Source organism: Kribbella sp. NPDC000426 (assembly GCF_040300265.1).
Classification (GTDB): Bacteria; Actinomycetota; Actinomycetes; order Propionibacteriales; family Kribbellaceae; genus Kribbella.
In genome coordinates, this window is record NZ_JBEPDK010000001.1 from 1012510 (window position 1) to 1032323 (window position 19814).

Sequence of the window (19814 nt, forward strand, 5' to 3'; positions counted from 1 at the left end):
GTTGCGACGAGGCAACCGCCACCCGTCCGAGAGGTAGACCGATGCGCATGTCTCCACGACGCCTGATTCGCTACGTCACCGTCGGCGTGGCCGCGGTGGGAATGCTCGCAACCAGTGTCATCGCGACCGCGGCTCCGGCCGGTGCGACGCGGCCGGTGGGAACCAGGAGCCTCGCGAGTGTGCTCGCGGCCGACGGCGACACCTTCGACCACAACTGGAACGACTACGACATCCTGACCCAAGCGGTCGGCGCTGTCCTGGCGGCCAAGCCGAGCAGTCCGGTCAAGGTGCTCGCCGACGGCACCGTCGGTTTGACCGCCTTCCTGCCAAGTGATCGCGCTTTCCAGATCCTGGCCAAGGATCTGACCGGCACCTGGTACCGCTCCGAGAGCCGGCTCTTCTCGGCCCTGGCCGGGCTGCTAGGAGTCGACACCATCGAGGCGGTCCTGCTGTACCACGTGATCCCGGGCGCGACCATCGACAGCAAGACCGCGCTGAAGTCCGACGGCGCGAGGCTGAAGACCGCCCTGCCCGGCGGAAGGATCACAGTCGACGTGCTGAGCAAGCGCTGCCGCCTGATCCGCCTGATCGACGCCGACCGCAACGACGCCAATCCCTTCATCAATCCGTGGGCCTTCGACATCAACAAGGGCAACCGGCAGATCGCCCACGGCATCACACTGGTACTACGCCCCACCAACATCTGATCGTCCTGAGACGGCGCGGCTACTCAGTCGGCTGGTGCTCCGAGTCGTGCTGGTGGCCGCGCAGGGAACCTGCGTGGGCTGTGGCGGTGGGATCGTTGCGGGTCTTGAGCAGACTTGCGATTACCACGATCGCAAGGATCCCGATGATCACGCCGAGGCTGACCGGCGTGGACACCTCAGGGATGCTCTTGTCGATGTCGACGTGCGCCCAGTGCAGGATCAGCTTCACTCCGATGAACGCGAGGATGATCGCCAGCCCCGCCGACAGGTACACCAACCGGTCGAGCAGGCCCTTCACCAGGAAGAACAGTGCGCGCAATCCCAAGAGGGCAAAGGCATTGGCCGTGAACACGATGTACGCCTCGGAGGTGACGCCGAACACGGCCGGGATCGAGTCCAGCGCGAACAACAGGTCCACGCCGCCGATCGCCACCAGGACGACGAACAACGGCGTGACGACCTTCCGCCCGTCGATGCGGGTGACCAGACGGCCACCGACGTACTCCTCGCTGAGCGGTAGCACGCGGCGGGCAGTCTTCACGATCACGTTGTTCTCGACGTCGGGATCCTCGTTGCGGTGCCGGAACAGCTGGACCGCCGTGTAGAGCAGCAGTAGCCCGAAGATCAAGAACATGAACGAGAACAACGACAGCAGCGTCGCCCCGACCGCGATGAAGATCCCCCGCATCACCAGCGCGAGCACGATCCCGAAGGTGAGCACCTTGTGCTGGTGCTCCTCCGGGACCGCGAACGTCGTCATGATGATCACGAACACGAACAGGTTGTCGACCGACAGGCTCTTCTCCACGATGTAACCCGCGAAGTACTGCGCGCCGAAGTCGCCGCCGTGGGCACTGAGAAACCAGATGCCAAAGGCAACTGCCACCAGGACGTAGAACACCGACCAGCCGGCCGCTTCACCGAACCCGACCTTGTGCGGGCGGGCAGCGGCGATCACCAGGTCGGCGGCGAGCAGCGCGACGATCAGCCCGATCGTCACCGCCCAGGTCGTGGCACCGATGTCCAGCACGGCGTCCTCCGGTTGTCGAGGGCAACGGGTCGGGCGGTTGCCCCGAGGATACCCGGCCGCTGCCCTGACCCCGGCCCACCGCGATCGGGACGAACCACTTCGCGGCGACGGCACCGCCGACCTGATCGAGCCGGCGGCCAGCTCAAAGTGGCAGCCGCCGGATTGAACTCCGGCCAGGGCTTCTACGAAGTGTGGCTGATCAACGTCGACGGCAAGCGCATGGTCTCGCTCGGAGTCCTCGACCCGCGGACCGGCGGAACCTTCCAGATCCCGCCGAACGTCACCGCGCAGGGCTATCGGATCGTCGACGTCTCACTCGAGCCCGACGACGGGAACCCCGAACACTCCCACAACAGCATCATCCGGGGAACCCTGCCCGGCTGAACCGGCGACTCAGCTGATGCCCTTGAGGAGCTGGCGCGCCATGACGATGCGCTGGACCTGGTTCGTTCCCTCATAGATCTGGGTGATCTTGGCGTCGCGCATCATGCGTTCCACCGGGTAGTCGTGGGTGTAGCCGTAGCCGCCGAGGAGTTGTACTGCGTCGGTGGTCACCGCCATCGCCACGTCGGACGCGAAGCACTTGGCCGCGGCGCCGAAGTACGTGAGGTCGGCGTCGCCGCGCTCGGAGCGGGCGGCCGCGGCGTACGTGAGTTGCCGGGCCGCCTCGATCTTCATGCCCATGTCGGCGAGCATGAACTGCAGGCCCTGGAACTCCGCGATCGCCTTGCCGAACTGCTTGCGTTCCTTGACGTACCCGAGGGCGTAGTCCAAAGCACCCTGCGCGATCCCGAGCGCCTGCGCCGCGATCGTCACGCGCGTGTGGTCCAGCGTCGCCATCGCGGTCGAGAACCCGGTGCCTTCCGGACCGATCAGCCGCGACGAAGGGATGCGCACGTTGTCGAAGTACACCTCGCGCGTCGGCGAGCCCTTGATGCCGAGCTTCTTCTCCGGCGCCCCGAACGACACGCCCTCATCCGACTTCTCCACGACGAACGCCGAGATCCCGCGCGACCGCGCTGACGGGTCCGTCACCGCGAAGACCGTGTAGAAGTCCGACACCCCGGCGTTCGTGATCCAGCGCTTCACGCCGTTCAGGACGTACGAGTCGCCGTCGAGCACCGCCCGCGTCTTCATCGAGGCCGCGTCCGATCCCGCCTCGGGCTCCGACAGGCAGTACGAGAACATCGAGTCACCCGCGGCGACCGGCGGCAGGTAGCGCTGCTTGACCTCGTCCGAGGCGGACAGCAGCAGCGGCAGCGAGCCGAGCTTGTTCACGGCCGGGATCAGCGAGGTCGAGGCGCAGGCGCGGGCGACCTCCTCGATCACGATCACCGTCGCGAGCGCGTCCGCGCCGGCGCCGCCGTACTGCTCCGGGATGTGCGGCGCGTGGAAGTCCGAGGCCTTGAGCGCGTCGTACGACGCCTTCGGGAACTCGGCCAGCTCGTCGACGTCCCCGGCGTGCGGGGCGACCTTGGCGTCGCAGACGTCCCGGACGGCCTCCCGGATCGCCTGGTGCTCCTCCGACAGCGCGTACAGCTCGAATGAGTTACTCACGAGTCACACAGTACGACGAACAACCCGCCGGGGCAGGGCGTCGTACCCCGAAAGTGAGCAAGAGCGCACTCCACAGACATGAGCCGGTCACCGTCTGATAACCACGATGGGTAGAGTCCCCGACATGAGTGAAGCGACCTCCCGCCCCCTGCGGATCGCCGTCATCGGCACCAACTACCTCGGCGCGAACACCGCGGCGGGGATGGCCGAGTTCGGTTTCGACGTCATCGGGGTCGAGATCGACGAGCACCGACTGAAGCTGCTGAACGACGGCAAGGCCCCGCTGTACGAACCCGGGCTGGACCCGCTGCTGAAGAAACACGTGGACTCCGGCCGGCTGCGGTTCACCAAGGACTACCGCGAGATCGGCGACTGGGCCGACGTGCACTTCATCTGCGTCGGCACGCCGCAGCTCGAGGGCAGCGAGGCGGCCGACCTGGCCCAGGTGCACTCGGTCGTCACGATGCTGGCCCCGCTGCTGACCAAGCCGGCCCTGGTGGTCGGCCGCTCCACGGTCCCGGTCGGTACGTCGAAGGTCGTCGAGGCCCGCTTCCACGCCGAGGCCCCGGCCGGCACGAGCATCGAGATCGCCTGGCAGCCCGAGTTCCTCCGCGAGGCGCACGGCGTCGACGACACGCTGCACCCGGACCGGCTGGTGTTCGGCGTCCAGTCCGACGCCGCCGAGACCCGCCTGCGCGAGGTGTTCGCCACCCCGATCAGCGAGGGTACGCCGGTCGTCGTGTGCAACCTGCCGACCGCGGAGCTGGTGAAGGGCGGCGCGAACGCCTTCCTGGCCACGAAGATCTCGTTCATCAACGCGCTCGCCGAGATGGCCGACGCGACCGGCGCCGACGTGACGCTGCTGGCCGACGCGCTCGGGTACGACAAGCGGATCGGCCGCGGCATGCTGAACGCGGGCCCGGGGTACGGCGGCGGCTGCCTGCCGAAGGACCTGCGCGCGTTCATGCACCGGGCCGGCGAGCTCGGCGTCGAAGAGGTCATCACGTTCCTGCGTGAGGTCGACGACATCAACCAGCACCGCCGCGCCGGGATCGTGGACCTGACCCACGAGATGCTCGGCGGCGAGTGGGTCGGCAAGAACGTCACCGTCCTCGGCGCCGCCTTCAAGGCCGGTACGGACGACGTCCGCGACTCGCCGGCCCTCGACGTGGCCGGCCGGATCCAGCTGCACGGCGCGAACGTGACCGTCTACGACCCGGAGGCGATGGAGAACGCCCGCCGCGTCCGCCCGACACTGCGCTACGCCCCGACCGCGGTCGAGGCCTGCCGCGACGCACACGCCGTACTGCACCTCACCGAGTGGCCCGAGTTCCGCGAACTCGACCCCGCCACGCTGAAGGAGATCGTCACCACACCGGTCGTGATCGACGCCCGCCTGAACATGGACGCCGAAGCCTGGCGCGCCGCAGGCTGGACCTACCGCGCACCGGGAAAGCCCTAGACGACTGTCGCGGCCCGCAGGACGGGGCGCGTCAGCACGACGCAACCGGTGAGTGCCGCGGCCACCGAGATCCCGAGGCACACACCGGTGATGCCCACCCCGTCCAGATCGGCGAGCGCGCCGAGCACCGGGTTCATGATCACCAGCGCGAGACTCTGGGCGAGTACGACGATGGACTGCAGGCGGGACTGGAACTCACGCTCCACCGAGTTCATCAGCAGCGGCAGCACATGACCCGTGAACGTGCCGACCCCGATCCCGCTCAGCACCCCGGCAGCAAACGTGAGGGGCAGCGGATCGAAGACCGAGAGCCCGAACAACCCGGCAGCCGCCACCAACAGACCGAGCGCGGCGAAGATTCCGGGACGGGGAAAGGCCCCCCGCATGAGGATGCGCAGGGCGATCACCCCCACTCCGAGGCTCCGGCTCGCCACCAGGAGACCGGCAGTTGCGGCGTTCCATCCGTGCGAGCGGGCCAGCAATGGAAACAGCAACGCGTCGAGGGGCATCAGCAGGCCGGCCGCGACGGTCATCGTCAGCAGCAAGGCGCGCGTCAGCGGCCGTCCGAAGGCGACCTGAATACCGGCGGCGATCGAGCGCAGCATGCCCGTCGGCATCCGGCCGGGAGGGGCGATCGTCTTCCGCAGCAGAATCAGCACGATGATCATGACGCCGAACGTCAGCGCGTCGAATCCGCCCGCCGCGGTCAACCCGGCCCAGCTGACCAGTACGCCGCCGACCGCGGTGCCGCTGACGGCGAAGACGACGCCGGTCACCTGGAAGCTGGCCAGGGCCCGCGGGACCTGTTCCGGGGGAACCAGCAGGCGGGGCATGGCGCGGGACGACGGCAGGAAGAACGCGTCGATGACCCCGACCACGAGGGCCAGGACCACCAGGAGCCAGATCGGTTCGTCGAAGGCAAGGGTGGCCGGAACGAGGGCCAGGGTGACCACGAACATCGCAATACAACTGACGAGCAGTACGCGCGGGGCGCCGTACCGGTCTCCGATCGCTCCTCCGATCAGGAGAAGTGCGGCGCGCGGGGCGGCGGCCAGGAGCAGGATGAGACCTGCGACGCGGCCGCCGTGCTGGCTGGCCGACCATCCGATGGCGAACGTCATCGTCAGGTCGCCGAGCAGGGAGACAGCAGCGCCGAACAACCAGATCCAATACCGGACCGGTATGCGCTGCGTGTCCGAATCAGTGGGCGGAGTCACGATCGACGACCTTAGACGACAACCAATGGGATCTCACGACTACCCGCCCCCATCCTGTGGAAACCAGCGACTGCCTCAGCCTTTACGCAACTCTGCCGCCCCGTCACGCACCGTGCTGCCCTTACCCCGTGCCACGTCCGCCAGCGATTCCTGGAACGCCAGCATCTTGTCCCGCAACTTCTCGTCCGCCGCGGCCAGGATCCGGACCGCGAGCAGCCCCGCATTCCGAGCGTTCCCGATTGACACCGTTGCAACCGGGACTCCGGCCGGCATCTGCACGATCGACAGCAGTGAGTCCATTCCGTCGAGGTATTTCAGCGGAACCGGTACGCCGATCACCGGCAACGGTGTCACCGACGCGAGCATGCCCGGCAGGTGCGCGGCCCCGCCGGCGCCCGCGATCAGCACCTTCAGGCCCCGCTCGTGGGCTGACCGTCCGTAGTCGATCATCTCGGTCGCCATCCGGTGCGCGGACACGACGTCTGCCTCAAAGGGCACGTCGAACTCCACGCACACCTCGGCCGCCGCTTTCATCGTCGGCCAGTCGCTGTCCGACCCCATCACGATGCCAATCACAGTCAGTCCTATTCGTCGATGGTGCCGGTCAGGTACGCCGCCGCGTGCCGGGCGCGCTCACGGGTCTCTTCGAGGTCGTCGCCGTACGCCGTGACGTGGCCGATCTTGCGGCCCGGCTTCACCGACTTCCCGTAGAAGTGGACCTTCAGCCCGGGGTCGCGGGCCATGCAGTGCAGCAGACCGCGGTGCATGTCCTCGACGTCACCGCCGAGCACGTTGACCATCACGGTGTACGGCGCTCGCGCGGCCGGCGACCCGAGCGGCAGGTCGAGTACTGCGCGCAGGTGGTTCTCGAACTGCGACGTGACCGCGCCGTCGATCGACCAGTGGCCGGTGTTGTGCGGGCGCATCGCCAGCTCGTTGACCAGCAGCCGCCCGTCGCGCGCCTCGAACATCTCCACCGCGAGTACGCCGACCACGCCGAGCTCCCCGGCGATCCGCAGCGCGGTCTGCTGCGCCCGCGCGGCCCGCTCCGGGGCCAGGCCGGGCGCGGGCGCGGTGACCTCGACGCAGATGCCGTCCTTCTGCACCGACTCGACGATCGGGTAGGCGACCGCCTGCCCGTGCGGCGAACGCGCCACGATCGCGGACAGCTCGCGGACGAAGTCGACCTTCTCCTCGGCCAGGACCGGTACGCCGCTCCCGAACGCCGTGGCGATCTGGGAGTCGTCCGGCCCGTCGACGAACCAGACGCCCTTGCCGTCGTACCCGCCGCGGGTGGTCTTGAGGATGATCGGGAACCCGCCGACCCGCTTGGCGAAGTCCTCGACCTCGGCCGGCGTCTGCACGACCTGATGGGCCGGCGCCGGGGCGTCGAACGTGTCCAGCCGGGCGCGCATCACGGCCTTGTCCTGGGCGTGGACGAGCGCGTCCGGGCCCGGATGGACCTTGATGCCGTCCGCCTCGAGGGTGTGCAGGATCTCGGTCGGGACGTGCTCGTGGTCGAACGTCACCACGTCGCACTCGGCGGCGAAGCGCCGTACGGTCTCGAGGTCCTTGTAGTCGCCGACCGGAGCGTCCGCGACCGCCTGGGCGGCCGACACGGTCGGGCCTTCGGCGAGCACGCGGAGCTGGATGCCGAGCGCGACAGCCGTTTCCTGCGTCATCCGGGCCAGTTGGCCGCCGCCGACCATGCCGACGACCGGCGTACCGACGGGGAGGTCTTCTCGATCGAACTTCACAACCGGAGCCTAATGTCCATACAACATGAGCCGGTCAGCGGCCACCGCGGCACGCTGGCGATTTCGGGGTCGGACCGGTGTCCGGGTACCGTGGGAGGCTGACCCTCCCGTCAGCATGTGATCACAGAAGGTTCCGAAGACCGTTGAAGCTCGTCACCACGCTGTACCGCCAGTTCCAGCATCTGGTGCACGAAGTGGCCAAGTTCGGTCTGGTCGGCATCCTCGGGCTGGTCGTCGACCTGCCGATCTACAACTGGCTCGTGTTCAACAACCCGCTGGTGCTCGCCGACTCCGGCGAGGGCATGCTGCACCACAAGCCGCTGACCGCGAAGCTGATCTCGACCACGGTCGCCACCGTCGTGACGTACTTCGGCAACCGCTACTGGACGTGGCGGCACCGCGAGCGCAGCGGTCTGCACCGTGAGTACGTGTTGTTCTTCGTGCTGAACGGGATCGGCCTGCTGATCGCGGCCGGCTGTCTGGCCTTCTCGCGGTACGTGCTGGACCTGCACACCTGGCTGTCCGACAACATCGCCGCGAACTTCATCGGCCTCGGACTCGGCACCCTGTTCCGCTTCTGGTCGTACCGGAAGTTCGTGTTCAAGGAAGAGATCGAGCTGGACGAGGCGGAGCACACGCCGACCCCGGACTCGCCGGCGGAGCTTCACACCGATAGCGCCGAGAGCACCGAGAACACCGGCGAACTGCCTGTCGTCCGCTGACCGCGGACCGGCCGGATGTCCAACTCTCCAGCACCGCGGCGGCCGCATCCGGCGGTTGTGGTCAGCATCGTTCTCGCCGTACTGCTCGTGGTCGCCGTCGGCTCCGGGATCGCTGCCGTCAGCATCGTGCGGTCGGACGCGAACACCCAGGCGAAGCGCGCCGACGACCTGCAGCAGAAGCTCGACCAGGCCGGGCCGGACGAGCAACTGCGGAAGGACGTGGTTGCGGCTGCCCAGACCGGCGTGGGCGTCCTGTTCAGCTACGACTACCGCAAGCTCGATGAGTACGCGGCGGCGACGCGGAAGGTCACGACGGACAAGTTCGGGTCCGAGTTCGCCCAGACCGTCGACGCCATCCGTGCGCAGCAGCTGAGCCAGCAGGCCGTCGCCAAGGCCGCCGTGAAGGAGGCCGCGGTCCAGGACGCGACAGCCTCCACGGCGCATGTCCTCCTGTTCGTCGACACCACCACAACGACGAAAACCCTGAAGACACCGAGCGTTCAGCGGACCCGCGTGGTCCTCACCCTCCAGTCAGTCGACGGCCACTGGCTGATCGACAACGTCGAAGCCGTCTGAGGCGTCACTCGCCGAACGGCGGCTTGGCGGTCGCGTTGCCGTCATCCCAATGGAAGTAGACCGGATCGGCGAAGGTAGTGGACACCTTGCCGAACGACTGGATGACGGTGGTCGGTCCGGTGGCATGGCCGACGGCGTACAGGTAGCCGAGGTGGGTGTCGCGGTCGATGCCGAGCAGAAGCGTGCCGTAGTTGCCGCACTGCTGCGAGATCAGCGTCTCGAAGCCCTGCCAGGTCGAGCTGCGGATCTGCTTGACGACCGGCTTCATCGGCGCGCCGGTCGGGATGTGGATCGTGTACAACGCTCCGCCGCGGGTATTCGCCAGGAACGTGTCGTAGGTCAGGGTGGAGCTGATCAGCGTCATCGCCTTCACCGCGGCGAATCCGGGTGCGGACACCTTGTTCCGCCAGACCCCCTTGCTGTCGACGGTCCAGCGGTACAGTGTCCCGTCGCTGGTGAGCCCGTACGCATTGCCCCGCCTGACCACGGAGTCCCAGTACGACGCACCCTCGATGGCGACGAAGTTCCCCCAACCGCCTCCGACCCGCGTCACCGTGCCGTCGACGACGCCGTCGTCGCCGGTCGTGTACTGCGCGCGGTACAGCGCATCCCCCAGGACGGTGTCACCGGACACGAACGAGAGGCTGATCCCGTCGTCGCCCCACGTCATCGATTGACTGATTCGCGCCGCGCCGGCCGGATACACCCCGCGCCCGAGGGTGCCGCTGGCCAGCACTCTGGACGGTGTCCCAGCGACGACAGTCTTGTACGCGTGGTCACCGGCGGCCGTCACGGATCCGGCCAGAACCATGCAGCCTCCCGCGGACGCCGTGCTCGGTGTCGCCACCGCGCTCTGCCTCGCGACTGCCGTTCCGGGGATCAGGCCTGCGATCAGCATGGCCGCTGTCGTCGCTCCGAGAATCTTGATCATGTGCACTGTCCTCCCAGTTGCCTTGATGCGCACGAAAGGGCTGTGGTTGTCGGTGGGGCGTGTGAAGATGCGGTACGTGACCGATATCGAGGTGCGGACGGCCCAGGCGAGCGAGTACGACGCGGTTCAGGCCGTGTTCGGCGCGGCGATGATGTTCGAGGTGACGCCCGACGAGCTCGGGCAGCAACTGTTCGAGCCCGAGCGCGCGCTGGTGGCGACGGACGGCGGCGAGATCATCGGGTCGACGCGTGCCTTGACGCGCGACCTGTCGGTGCCGGGGGCCGTCGTGGCTGCGGCGCATGTGACCGGGGTCGGCGTGAAGTCGACGCATCGGCGGCGTGGCGTGATGTCCGGGCTGATCGGGCAGCAGCTGCGCGAGGTGCCGGAGGCGATCGCGGTGCTCTGGGCCAGCGAGCCGGCGATCTACGGCCGCTTCGGGTACGCCGCAGCCGCGTGGGGCACGTCGTACGAGGTCGATCTGCACCGCGTCGGCCCGCCGACCGGACCGATCCGCCCGGGCGAGCTCGGTGAGCTGTCCGCGGACGAGGCGCTCAAGGAGCTGCCGCGCATCCTCGCCCAGATGCAGCAGGTCCGGCCCGGCGTTTCCGACCGGTCCGAGCTGCGGTGGCAGAAGCACCTGCAAGACAAGCCGGACGACCGCGGCGGACGCACTGCCCTCCGCATCGTGGCCCACCGGGACGAGACCGACGCCATCGACGGGTATGCCCTCTGGCGCGGCAAGATGGTCTGGGGCCAGACCGGGCCGGCGTACGAGGTGCACGTCGAAGAGCTGGTCGCCCCGTCCCCCACGGCGTACCGAGTCCTCTGGCAGCACCTGCTGACGATGGACCTGAGCGCCAAACTCGGCTACAGCTACGCAGCCGTCGACGAGCCCCTCCTCCAACTGGTAAAAACCCCAACCGCCCTGGACCGCCGCCTCAGCGAGTCCCTCTGGGTCCGCATCACCGACGTCCGCCGAGCTCTCCAGCAACGTCAGTACGCCGTGCCCGTCGACGTTGTCCTGGAGGTCACCGACGACCTGATCGAGGGCAACGCTGGCCGCTACCGCCTGACCGCGGCCGGATCGTCCGTCTCGTGCGAACGCACCGACGACGCGCCAGACCTGAGCCTGTCAGTAGCCGAACTCGCCGCGGCCTACCTCGGCGGCCGCCCCCTGGCCGAGTTCGCAACCACCGCCCGCGTCACCGAACACACCCCCGGATCGCTCAACCAAGCAACCGCAGCCTTCCGCTGGCCACTGGCACCGGTGAGCCTCGAGGTCTTCTAGCGGTCGTCGTCGGAGCTGAAGAGGGTTTCGCCGTCGTCTGAGCGGGGTTGCTGTTGGGGTTGTTGTGGGCGGCGGCGCATGTGTTCCGGGGGGTCTTCGTTCTCGAGGATGCCGTCCCCGGGTTTGCCGTCGGGGCCGCCGAAGAGGAGGTCGGACATCTGCAGGTGGACGTGCTCGACGTGCGGTACGTCGGGAAGGACCACCTGGCCGCGTTCGCCGGCGGACTCGATGTGGAGGGTGCCGCAGCCGAGGATGCGGTCGATCAGGCCGTGTTCGTAGGACACGTCGTTGACCCGCATCAGCGGGATGTCCCGCCCGGTGCGGGTGAGGATGCCGTGCCGGGTGATCAGCCGCCGGTTCGTGATCGTGTACGTCGAGAAGAACCAGTTCAGGAACGGCTTCAGCGCGAACGCCGCCAGGATCACCACGCCGACAGCGAGGATCGCGATCCGGGCCGGGGTCTGCAGCGAGCCGGCCGGCACGATCGCGGCCAGGAAACCGCCCGCGCCCGCCACCACCAGCAGCAGAAGCACCGGGCCGATCAGCGCCTTCCAGTGCGTCCGGGTGCTGACGACGACGTACTCGTCCTCACCCAACAACTTCGCCGAGATCGCCATACCCCCAGTCTCACAGCTACCGGGTCCTCATGTCCCGACTCGACACGAATGCGGGAAACCGGTGGGTACCTATCGGGCAACAAACTGGTTTAACACTTCACAAAATGCATACAGTGAGCCAGGATGCGCGAGGGGTTATCAACTGGGGGACGAGAGGGAGCCGTGATGGCAGTCTTGTCGATACTCGATCGGGAGCACACGATCGCGCCGCCCGGGTACAGCCGCTGGCTGATCCCGCCGGCCGCGCTGGCGGTTCACCTGTGCATCGGGCAGGCGTACGCGACCAGCGTCTACAAGACCTCGATGGTGAAACACTTCGACAGCAGCCAGACCGCCGTCGGCGTGGTGTTCAGCATCGCGATCGTGATGCTCGGCCTGTCCGCCGCGATCGGCGGCACCTGGGTCGAACGCAACGGCCCACGGAAAGCGATGTTCGTCGCTGCCTGTTTCTGGGCCACCGGCTTCCTCGTCGGCGCCCTCGGCATCGGCACCGGCCAGCTCTGGCTGGTCTACCTCGGGTACGGCGTGATCGGCGGCATCGGCCTGGGGATCGGCTACATCTCGCCGGTGTCCACGCTGATCAAGTGGTTCCCGGACCGCCCGGGTCTGGCCACCGGCCTGGCGATCATGGGCTTCGGCGGCGGCGCGCTGGTCGCGAGCCCGCTGTCGCGCCAGCTGCTCGGCCTGTACGACTCGAACTACGACCCGAACGTCAGTACGTCGGTCGCCGGCGGCAGCGCGCTGGTCGGGCTGTTCGTCACGCTCGGCATCGGCTACTTCGTCATCATGATGTTCGGCGTCTTCAACATCCGGGTGCCCGCCGAGGGCTGGACGCCGGAGGGCTTCGACCCGAAGACCGTGCAGCAGAAGGCGCTCGTCACCACCGCGAACGTGTCGGCCGCGAACGCGATCAAGACGCCGCAGTTCTGGTTCCTCTGGGTCGTGCTGTTCTGCAACGTGACCGCGGGGATCGGCATCCTCGAGCAGGCCAGCCCGATGATCCAGGACTTCTTCCGCGGCGATGGCGGCAAGTCGAGTGTCGCGGTCGCGGCGGCGGCCGGGTTCGTCGGGCTGCTGTCGATCTTCAACATGGCCGGGCGGTTCGGCTGGTCGACGACGTCGGACGTGATCGGCCGCAAGCCGATCTACGCGATGTACCTCGGTGTCGGGATCATCGCCTACGCGCTGCTCGCGACCGTCGGCCACACCAGCACGGTCGTGTTCGTCCTGCTCGCCGCGATCATCATCTCGTTCTACGGCGGCGGGTTCGCGACGGTTCCGGCGTACCTGCGGGATCTGTTCGGCACCTATCAGGTCGGCGCGATCCACGGGCGGCTGCTGACGGCCTGGTCGGCGGCGGGTATCGCCGGACCGCTGATCATCAACGGTTTCCTCGACCATGAGGGCAAGCCGGGCACGCTGACCGCGTCGGCATACCGGCCGGCGCTGTTCACGATGGTCGGCGTACTGGCGGTCGGGTTCGTCGCGAACCTGTTGATCCGCTCGGTCTCCGACCGGTTCCACGAGAAGTCCGAGTCGACGCTGGAGGCGACCCGATGAACCAGACCCCACGCCTGGTGATCTCCTGGCTGCTCGTCGCCGTCCTGCTCGGGTACGGCGTCATCGAGACGCTGATCACCGCGGCAAAAATCTTTACCGGGTAAAGCGAAAACGATCAAGTACGACGAAGCCGGCGGCGGCACGATGGTGGCATGACCACCGACGTGCTCGCCGCCTTCGTCGACGTACTGGCCGACGCGCTCGACGAGCACGCGGTCAACGGCGCCGACCTCGCCGCGCGACTCCAGCTGTCGCGGTCGCATCTCGACCGGATGATCGCGGCCGCAGCCGGCGAGCCCCCGGCCGCGCTACGACGGCGGATCCTGCTCGAGCGATCGGCGTACCGGCTGCTGACCGGGCCGGGGCAGATCCTCGATGTCGCGGTCGAGGCCGGGTACGGGTCGCACGAGGCGTTCACGCGCGCCTTCGGCCGGGCGTACGGCGTACCGCCGGCGGAGTGGCGTGGCCGGCCGGACCGGATCCGGCTGGAGGCGCCGAGCGGCATCCACTTCCACCCGCCGAACGGGCTGCGGGTGGCGGCCAGGGACGAGGTGAGTTCGATGGATCTGGTGCGGACGATGGTTGACCACCACATCTGGCTGCTCGGCCAGATGGTCGGGCAGGCGGCGACGCTGACCGACGAGCAACTCGACCGGCCGATCGAGATCTCGGTCGAAGGAATCGACGACCACCCGACGCTCCGCTCGCTGCTGTCCCGGCTCGTCGGTCAGCTCGGGATGTGGCACGCGAACCTGACCGGCCAGGAGTACGACTTCTCGGTCGAGCGCGGCGAGAGCGTGCAGAGCATGCGGCGCCGGCTCGACGTGGTCGGACCGGCGTTCGCGGCCGAAGTCGGGGCGCTGTGTACGGCGAACCGGCTCGACGAGCTGATCGTCTGCCCGGGCGAGAACGCCGAGGTCTACACGGCCGGCGGGATGATCGCGCACGTCCTGACGTTCGCGTCGTACCGCCGGACGCTCGTCGCCGGCGCGCTGCACGATGCCGGCTGCGACGACCTGGACAGCGGCGACCCGATTCGTTGGATCAGCCAATGACTGCGCGGGTGGTGGCGGTCAACGTCGTACACGAGGTGATCCGCGGGCCGACGCGATGGACGGCGATCGACAAGCGGCCGGTGCGCGGGCCGGTCGAGGTCGGCGAACTCGGGCTGGCCGGTGATCGGCAGTGCGATACGCGGTACCACGGCGGCCCGGACAAGGCGCTCTACGCGTACGCCGAGGAAGACGCGGACTGGTGGTCCGTCGAGCTGGATCGCGACATACCGCCGGGGTTGTTCGGCGAGAACCTGAGGACGTCCGGGCTCGACATCACCGGGGCCGTGATCGGCGAGCGGTGGCGGATCGGCGGGCCGAAGCACGGGATCCTGGTCGAGGTACGGTCGCCGCGGACGCCCTGCGGGAACCTGTCGGGGCGGATGGGGATCCACAGGTTCCACCACCGGTTCGCGAAGACCGGTCGGGTCGGCGCCTATTTGAAAGTTCTGGAGACCGGCTCGGTGCGTGAGGGAAACCGCATCAGCGTGGTCCACCGACCCGACCACGGGCCGACTATTGGCCAGCTGTCCTCAGGTGCGTGACATCGCCCGCTGCCAAAGGCCTTGGGCCGTCTGCAGTGTCGACGATGAGCCGGCCATCGTCCGCCAGATCGCGAGCAGTGCCCTCCAGGAACGTGCCATCCGGCAGCTCCACGCGGACAGCTCGCCCTAGCGTCGCAGACAGTTCGCGGTACTCCGGGAGCACCACCTCTGGATCACCGTTGGCGTCGACCCAGGCCTGGTAGCGGGAGGCGAGCTCACGCAGTACGGCTGCCATCACGGTGGCGCGGTCGGTCGTCGTCGCCTTCTCCAACTCCAGCGACGTGGCGGCCTCGTGCGGCTTCTCTGACTCGCGGAGTGTCACGTTCAGACCGATGCCGACCACAGCGGCCGGTCCCTCGATGCGCTCGAGCAGGATGCCCGCCAACTTGCGGTCCTCGACCAGTACGTCGTTCGGCCACTTCACTTGCGCCGGGACCTCAGCAACCGCACGCACTGCAGCCGCAGCAGCCAGCGGAACCAGCAGACCGAGCCAGGGCCAGCGTGCCGCCTCCACGGTCACAGGACGCAGCAGAACAGACATGAGCAAGGCAGAGCGCGGTGGTGTGGTCCACGTCCGCCCCAGCCGCCCGCGTCCGGACGACTGGTACTCCGCTGCGACAACCAGCCCCTCGGGCTGGCCGCCAGCGGCCGCGGCGGCCACGACCGCATTGGTCGAAGGCGTCTCCGCGAGTACGTCGATCTGCGTCCACAGCGAACCGGGACGCACCAAGCGGCCCCGCAGGAACTTCTCGTCCAGCGGGGGCCGCTCCAGGTCGCTGAATCTCATCCGGTGTTCTGCAGACCGGCAGCAACGCCTGAGACGGTCAGCAACAGCAGCCGTCGCGTGCGGACGATCTGCTCCTCATCCAGCGAGTCGTCGGTACGTAGTGTCCGCAGCGCCCGCAGTTGCAGGTAGCTGAGTGCGTCGACGTACGGGTTGCGCAGCTCGACCGCACGGCCCAGCACGCGCCGGCCCTGGAGCAGTCGCTCCTCGCCGAGCACCTTGAGCACCCACTCGGTCGTCAGCGCGTGCTCGTCGAGCATCTGCTGCGTCAGCTCGGGCCGGTCGCCCAGCTCCAGGTAGCGGCCGAGGATCCGGCTGTCCGTCTTCGCCAGCGACATCTCCGCGTTCTCCAGCATCACCTGGAACAGCGGCCAGTTCTGATTCGCGTCCTGCAGCAGCGCGACGTCCCCGACGGCAGCCAGCGCCGTACCGAGGCCGTACCAACCCGGGGCGTTCACACGGGCCTGCGACCAGGCGAACACCCACGGGATCGCCCGCAGGTCCTCCAGCGACGACACCGCCACACCACGCCGTGCGGGCCGCGACCCGAGCGGCAGTTGGCCGAGCTCCTCCAGCGGAGTCACCCGCCCGAACCACTCCGCGAACCCGTCCGCCTTCACCAGCCCGTGGTACGCCGTACGCGCGGCCTCGTCGAGGGTCTTCTCCATCACAGCGAAGCGCTCCGCCGCCGCCGTGGCCCGCTCCTCCACCGCCGGAGTGGACGCGAGCAGCGTCGCCGCAGTGACCTGCTCGATGTGGCGCTGCGCAATCGGTGCGTTCCCGTACCGCGCGGGGATCGCCTCGCCCTGCTCGGTCAGCTTGAACCGGCCGGCGACCGACCCGGGAGCCTGCGCGAGTACGGCGCGGTTCGCCGGACCACCGCCGCGACCGAGCGCGCCACCGCGACCGTGGAACAGGGTCAGCCGGATCGCATTGCGCTGCGCCCACGCGGTGATCCGTGCCTGCGCGTCGTACAGAGCCAGCGTCGCCGAGACCGGTCCGACGTCCTTGGCGGAGTCGGAGTACCCGAGCATGACCTCGAAGCGCCGGTCGTTCGCGGTGAGCCGGTGCCGCACCCGGGTGAGCTGGATTGCGTTGTCCAGCACCTCCACCGAGTTCTGCAGGTCCTCACCGGTCTCGAACAACGGCACGACGTCGAGCTCGATCGGACGCCCGTCCAGCGCGGCGTCGGCCAGCTCGTACACAGCTGCCAGGTCGCCGGCGTTGCGCGTGAACGACACGACGTACCGACGGCACGCCTCAGGACCGAAGCGCTGCTGGATCTGCCCGATGACCCGGAGCGTGGCCAGCACTTCTTCGGTCTGGTCGGAGAGCTCGCCGCCGCCCAGCACCTCTTCCAGAGCCTTGGCGTGTACTGCGGAGTGCTGCCGGATCTCCAGCTCGGCGAGGTGGAAGCCGAACGAGTTCACCTGCCAGATGAGCTGCTGCAGCTGGCCGTACGCCTGGCGTGGTGCGCCAGCCGTGACCAGCGAGTCCTGCAGGACCTTGAGCTCGTGGAGGAAGTCAGCCGCCCGCGGATAGCCGAAGTCGGCGTCACGGGACCGCGTCGCCGCGAGCCGGCGCGCTGCGAGCAGCAGGAGCTGCCGGTGCGGCTCGGCCGGCGAGCGGGTCTCGATGTCAGCGATCAGCTCCGGGTTGACCGCCCGCGCGTCCTCCAGGATGCGGCGGACCGGTGCGGACGGCGGAGTGGTCGCGGCGTCCAGAGTGAGTGCGCGGCCGAGTTCCTCGGTCGCCTGCTCGAGCGCCCGGAGCACGTGGTCGGCCTGGATCTGCATGGCCTCCCGGGTGATCGCCGCGGTGACGTTCGGGTTGCCGTCCCGGTCGCCACCGATCCAGGAACCCAGGTGCACGAACGGCGCCACTACCGGCGTCCGGGTGCCGGCCGCGTCCCCGGCCAGCGCGTCGTCGAGGCGGCGGTACACGTTGCCTACGACATCGAACAGGGTCTCTTCGAACACGGCCATGGCGGACCGCACCTCGTCCAGCGGAGTCGGCCGGCTGGTGCGGAGTTGCGACGTACGCCAGAGGACGTCGACCTGCTCGACGAGGCGGCGACGGTTCTCGGCCAGGTCGCTGTCGCCGGCCCGCGGGTCGTGGCGCTCGTCCAGCAGCGCGGAGATGCGCCGGATCGTGGCCAGTACGGCGCGGCGCCGGGCCTCGGTCGGGTGCGCGGTCAGCACCGGGCGAAACTCCAGCCCGTTCAGCAGGGCACGGGCCTGCTGCTCGCCGCTGTCGCGGGCGATCTGCTCGACAGCCTGGGCCAGCTCGGACACGACGGCCTCGCTGCCGGCGCGGTCGCGCTCCCGCAGTACCCGGGCGCGGTGCAGCTCCTCGCTCAGGTTGGTCAGGTGGAAGTAGCAGGTGAAGGCCCGTGCCACATCCTCGGCCCGCTCGTGCGGCCACGACGCGACCAGTTCCTCGGCCGCGGCGCCGTCGCCGGCGATGGTCAGCTCGCGCAGTTTCTCGACGTCGTCGAGCAGCGGCTGCCCGGCGTACTCGACCAGGACCTTGCCGAGGATCTCGCCGAGCAGGCGGACGTCGGCCCTGAGTTCTTCAGGCACCTCGAACCGCGCGCGGGTACGGGTCTCACTACCGGTCTCGCTCACGTTCGCCCACCCTATCGGCGGACGCCCATCCACGCCGCACAGTCCAGCCACTGGAAGCCGATCGTGACCGCCCGTTCAGCTACTTCACAGTATGTCGCGGTGTGTCGCCGTTCAGACGTTGCCGAAGCCGCCGGCGACGACCTGGGAGACGGTCTTGGCCAGCTCGGCCGGGCTGCGGTCGGTGCCGTCGACGACGAGCATCCGGGCGCAGGACTCGGTCATCGACGCGAGCAGTTCGGCGAGGACCGGGAGGTTGGCGTCGGGGTCGGCTACACCGGGGAGGGACTTGAGCAGGGTCAGGCGCAGGCTCTCGACCAGGAACGCGCGGGCAGCGCGGACCCGCTCGGCGACGACCGGCGCAGCGCCGTACTGCGCGCCGAAGACGATGCGCCACGACTGCGGCTGCTTCGAGACCGCGGTCAGGAACGCGGTCAGGCCCTCGAGGACGTGCTCCTCCGGGGTGCCGACGCTGGGATCCGCGGGCAGCGCGGCGACGATCGAGACGACCAGGTGCTGCTCCTCGCGGGCGAGCAGGGCCAGCAGCAGTTCGTCCCGATTCGCGAACGAGTCGTAGACGACCGGTTTGGTGACGCCGGCCGCGTCCGCGACCGACTGCATCGTCGTACCGGCGAAGCCGTTCGCCGAGAAGACCTCGAGCGCGGCATCCAGGATCAACGGACGCCGGCGCTCCGGACCGAGATGCCGAGCCCGCCGACGTCGTTCAGGGTCCTCGACCACTTGACAAACCTACCTCATCGTAGGAAATTCCTACAGTCTGGTAGGAACACGCGGCCTGTCCGGCGAGTGTCCCTTCGAACTGCCGCGGGGGTGGTCGATGACCGAGCGAGGCAGTGCCGGTTGGCTGGAGTCCGAGGGCATCACCACCTTGGACGCGAGCGAGCTGGCCCGATTGGTCGACCGGACGTCGGAGCGGGAGCTTCGGCATCATCTCATCGGGGGAGTGCGAGAGGTCGCGTTGCGCGAGATCTTTCGCCGGATGCCGGAGTACCTCCGACCCGCCCGGGCCGCCGGGTTCGACGCTGTGATCAGCTGGCAGATCACCGGCGCGGGCGGGGACGGTTGCTCCGTCGACGAGTACTGGATCCACGTCCACGACAGCCGCTGCACAGTCCTGTCGACCCGCCCCGCACCGCCCGACATCTCGATCCGCACAGACCCCACCACCCTCCTGAGAATCGTCACCGGCAACGAGGACCCGATCACCGCCGTCCTCAAACAACGCCTCTCAGTCCGCGGAGACCTAGCCCAAGCCGCCCGCCTAACCAAACTCTTCGCCGTAGGCCCCACCTGAAGCTGATCAGCCGTTGGGTCGGCCCGACGCTGATCAGCCGTCAGACGCTCGCCTGATCCTGGCTCACGGT

Annotated in this window: 21 protein-coding genes; 11 read left to right on the forward strand and 10 right to left on the reverse strand. The window is 68.5% G+C overall.

Annotated features, from left to right (window positions below):
- Positions 1-47 precede the first annotated feature (47 nt).
- Positions 48-707 carry a fasciclin domain-containing protein gene (locus ABT313_RS04930; protein ID WP_350848756.1) on the forward strand — a complete coding sequence of 220 codons (660 nt, stop codon included), beginning with the start codon at positions 48-50 and terminating at the stop codon, positions 705-707.
- 19 nt (positions 708-726) lie between these two features.
- Here ABT313_RS04930 and ABT313_RS04935 read toward each other — a convergent pair whose 3' ends face one another.
- Positions 727-1737: a TerC family protein gene (locus ABT313_RS04935; RefSeq protein ID WP_350848758.1), complete on the reverse strand. Its 1011-nt coding sequence runs from the start codon at positions 1735-1737 to the stop codon at positions 727-729.
- Between ABT313_RS04935 and ABT313_RS04940 the strand changes: the two genes are divergently transcribed.
- On the forward strand, positions 1642-2121 hold the full coding sequence (locus ABT313_RS04940) for an anti-sigma factor (protein ID WP_350848760.1): 480 nt from the start codon (positions 1642-1644) through the stop codon (positions 2119-2121). The two genes, ABT313_RS04935 and ABT313_RS04940, sit on opposite strands and share 96 nt — an antisense overlap.
- 9 nt (positions 2122-2130) lie before the next feature.
- On the opposite strand, the gene ABT313_RS04945 is transcribed toward ABT313_RS04940, so the two are convergent.
- On the reverse strand, positions 2131-3294 hold the full coding sequence (locus ABT313_RS04945) for an acyl-CoA dehydrogenase family protein (protein WP_350848762.1): 1164 nt from the start codon (positions 3292-3294) through the stop codon (positions 2131-2133).
- Between the two features lie 124 nt (positions 3295-3418).
- On the opposite strand from ABT313_RS04945, the gene ABT313_RS04950 reads away from it, so the two are divergent.
- Entirely contained in the window at positions 3419-4756 is a 1338-nt protein-coding gene (locus tag ABT313_RS04950) for a UDP-glucose dehydrogenase family protein (protein WP_350848764.1), read from the forward strand.
- Here ABT313_RS04950 and ABT313_RS04955 read toward each other — a convergent pair.
- From ABT313_RS04955 to ABT313_RS04965, 3 genes are all read right to left on the reverse strand, one after another.
- The gene (locus tag ABT313_RS04955) at positions 4753-5973 is read right to left on the reverse strand and encodes an MFS transporter (RefSeq protein ID WP_350848766.1); all 1221 of its coding nucleotides are present in this window, start codon (positions 5971-5973) and stop codon (positions 4753-4755) included. The two genes, ABT313_RS04950 and ABT313_RS04955, sit on opposite strands and share 4 nt — an antisense overlap.
- Before the next feature lie 75 nt (positions 5974-6048).
- The gene (gene purE / locus ABT313_RS04960) at positions 6049-6534 is read right to left on the reverse strand and encodes a 5-(carboxyamino)imidazole ribonucleotide mutase (RefSeq protein WP_350849855.1); all 486 of its coding nucleotides are present in this window, start codon (positions 6532-6534) and stop codon (positions 6049-6051) included.
- A gap of 23 nt (positions 6535-6557) precedes the next feature.
- A complete protein-coding gene (locus ABT313_RS04965) occupies positions 6558-7730 on the reverse strand; it encodes a 5-(carboxyamino)imidazole ribonucleotide synthase (protein ID WP_350848768.1) in 1173 nt (390 codons plus the stop codon).
- 143 nt (positions 7731-7873) lie between these two features.
- On the opposite strand from ABT313_RS04965, the gene ABT313_RS04970 reads away from it, so the two are divergent.
- Complete coding sequence (locus tag ABT313_RS04970) at positions 7874-8452, forward strand: GtrA family protein (RefSeq protein WP_350848770.1); 579 nt, start codon at positions 7874-7876, stop codon at positions 8450-8452.
- Positions 8453-8467: 15 nt separating this feature from the next.
- The gene (locus ABT313_RS04975) at positions 8468-9028 is read left to right on the forward strand and encodes a hypothetical protein (protein ID WP_350848772.1); all 561 of its coding nucleotides are present in this window, start codon (positions 8468-8470) and stop codon (positions 9026-9028) included.
- A gap of 4 nt (positions 9029-9032) precedes the next feature.
- Here ABT313_RS04975 and ABT313_RS04980 read toward each other — a convergent pair whose 3' ends face one another.
- Complete coding sequence (locus tag ABT313_RS04980) at positions 9033-9959, reverse strand: hypothetical protein (RefSeq protein ID WP_350848774.1); 927 nt, start codon at positions 9957-9959, stop codon at positions 9033-9035.
- Between ABT313_RS04980 and ABT313_RS04985 the strand changes: the two genes are divergently transcribed.
- Positions 9958-11247 carry a GNAT family N-acetyltransferase gene (locus ABT313_RS04985; RefSeq protein WP_350848776.1) on the forward strand — a complete coding sequence of 430 codons (1290 nt, stop codon included), beginning with the start codon at positions 9958-9960 and terminating at the stop codon, positions 11245-11247. The genes ABT313_RS04980 and ABT313_RS04985 overlap by 2 nt on opposite strands.
- Here ABT313_RS04985 and ABT313_RS04990 read toward each other — a convergent pair.
- Positions 11244-11864, reverse strand: a complete 621-nt coding sequence (locus ABT313_RS04990; RefSeq protein WP_350848778.1) for a PH domain-containing protein — start codon at positions 11862-11864, stop codon at positions 11244-11246. The two genes, ABT313_RS04985 and ABT313_RS04990, sit on opposite strands and share 4 nt — an antisense overlap.
- A 165-nt stretch (positions 11865-12029) precedes the next feature.
- Between ABT313_RS04990 and ABT313_RS04995 the strand changes: the two genes are divergently transcribed.
- Genes ABT313_RS04995 through ABT313_RS05005 form a run of 4 tightly spaced genes read left to right on the forward strand, consistent with a single transcriptional unit; the run spans position 12030 to position 15021 of the window.
- The gene (locus tag ABT313_RS04995) at positions 12030-13424 is read left to right on the forward strand and encodes an OFA family MFS transporter (RefSeq protein ID WP_350848780.1); all 1395 of its coding nucleotides are present in this window, start codon (positions 12030-12032) and stop codon (positions 13422-13424) included.
- Positions 13421-13528: an MFS transporter small subunit gene (locus ABT313_RS44695; RefSeq protein ID WP_502883934.1), complete on the forward strand. Its 108-nt coding sequence runs from the start codon at positions 13421-13423 to the stop codon at positions 13526-13528. Before ABT313_RS04995 ends, ABT313_RS44695 begins: the two co-directional genes overlap by 4 nt.
- 48 nt (positions 13529-13576) lie before the next feature.
- Positions 13577-14479, forward strand: coding sequence for a helix-turn-helix domain-containing protein (locus tag ABT313_RS05000; protein WP_350848782.1), 903 nt, complete (start codon positions 13577-13579; stop codon positions 14477-14479).
- Positions 14476-15021 (forward strand): MOSC domain-containing protein, encoded by a 546-nt coding sequence (locus tag ABT313_RS05005; protein ID WP_350848784.1) that lies wholly within the window; start codon positions 14476-14478, stop codon positions 15019-15021. The genes ABT313_RS05000 and ABT313_RS05005 overlap by 4 nt, the downstream gene beginning before the upstream one ends.
- Here the strand turns inward: ABT313_RS05005 and ABT313_RS05010 are convergent.
- The 3 genes from ABT313_RS05010 to ABT313_RS05020 form a co-directional block, all read right to left on the reverse strand.
- Positions 14993-15808 (reverse strand): biotin--[acetyl-CoA-carboxylase] ligase, encoded by an 816-nt coding sequence (locus tag ABT313_RS05010; RefSeq protein ID WP_350848786.1) that lies wholly within the window; start codon positions 15806-15808, stop codon positions 14993-14995. The genes ABT313_RS05005 and ABT313_RS05010 overlap by 29 nt on opposite strands.
- On the reverse strand, positions 15805-18432 hold the full coding sequence (locus ABT313_RS05015) for a phosphoenolpyruvate carboxylase (protein ID WP_350848788.1): 2628 nt from the start codon (positions 18430-18432) through the stop codon (positions 15805-15807). Before ABT313_RS05015 ends, ABT313_RS05010 begins: the two co-directional genes overlap by 4 nt.
- A gap of 111 nt (positions 18433-18543) precedes the next feature.
- Complete coding sequence (locus tag ABT313_RS05020) at positions 18544-19170, reverse strand: TetR/AcrR family transcriptional regulator (protein WP_350848789.1); 627 nt, start codon at positions 19168-19170, stop codon at positions 18544-18546.
- A gap of 97 nt (positions 19171-19267) precedes the next feature.
- Here ABT313_RS05020 and ABT313_RS05025 point away from each other — a divergent pair, with 97 nt between their 5' ends.
- The gene (locus ABT313_RS05025; protein ID WP_350848791.1) at positions 19268-19744 is read left to right on the forward strand and encodes an SCP2 sterol-binding domain-containing protein; all 477 of its coding nucleotides are present in this window, start codon (positions 19268-19270) and stop codon (positions 19742-19744) included.
- Positions 19745-19814 lie beyond the last annotated feature (70 nt).

What these genes read in the sequence shown, in the direction of transcription:
- ABT313_RS04950 (WP_350848764.1), top strand. Translation starts at nt 3,419, where the DNA reads ATGAGTGAAGCGACCTCCCGCCCCCTGCGGATCGCCGTCATCGGCACC.
- ABT313_RS04975 (WP_350848772.1), top strand. Translation starts at nt 8,468, where the DNA reads ATGTCCAACTCTCCAGCACCGCGGCGGCCGCATCCGGCGGTTGTGGTC.
- ABT313_RS04930 (WP_350848756.1), top strand. Translation starts at nt 48, where the DNA reads ATGTCTCCACGACGCCTGATTCGCTACGTCACCGTCGGCGTGGCCGCG.
- purE (WP_350849855.1), bottom strand. Translation starts at nt 6,534, where the DNA reads ATGGGGTCGGACAGCGACTGGCCGACGATGAAAGCGGCGGCCGAGGTG.
- ABT313_RS05025 (WP_350848791.1), top strand. Translation starts at nt 19,268, where the DNA reads ATGACCGAGCGAGGCAGTGCCGGTTGGCTGGAGTCCGAGGGCATCACC.
- ABT313_RS04990 (WP_350848778.1), bottom strand. Translation starts at nt 11,864, where the DNA reads ATGGCGATCTCGGCGAAGTTGTTGGGTGAGGACGAGTACGTCGTCGTC.
- ABT313_RS05000 (WP_350848782.1), top strand. Translation starts at nt 13,577, where the DNA reads ATGACCACCGACGTGCTCGCCGCCTTCGTCGACGTACTGGCCGACGCG.
- ABT313_RS05005 (WP_350848784.1), top strand. Translation starts at nt 14,476, where the DNA reads ATGACTGCGCGGGTGGTGGCGGTCAACGTCGTACACGAGGTGATCCGC.
- ABT313_RS04980 (WP_350848774.1), bottom strand. Translation starts at nt 9,959, where the DNA reads ATGATCAAGATTCTCGGAGCGACGACAGCGGCCATGCTGATCGCAGGC.
- ABT313_RS05010 (WP_350848786.1), bottom strand. Translation starts at nt 15,808, where the DNA reads ATGAGATTCAGCGACCTGGAGCGGCCCCCGCTGGACGAGAAGTTCCTG.
- ABT313_RS04995 (WP_350848780.1), top strand. Translation starts at nt 12,030, where the DNA reads ATGGCAGTCTTGTCGATACTCGATCGGGAGCACACGATCGCGCCGCCC.
- ABT313_RS44695 (WP_502883934.1), top strand. Translation starts at nt 13,421, where the DNA reads ATGAACCAGACCCCACGCCTGGTGATCTCCTGGCTGCTCGTCGCCGTC.
- ABT313_RS04985 (WP_350848776.1), top strand. Translation starts at nt 9,958, where the DNA reads ATGTGCACTGTCCTCCCAGTTGCCTTGATGCGCACGAAAGGGCTGTGG.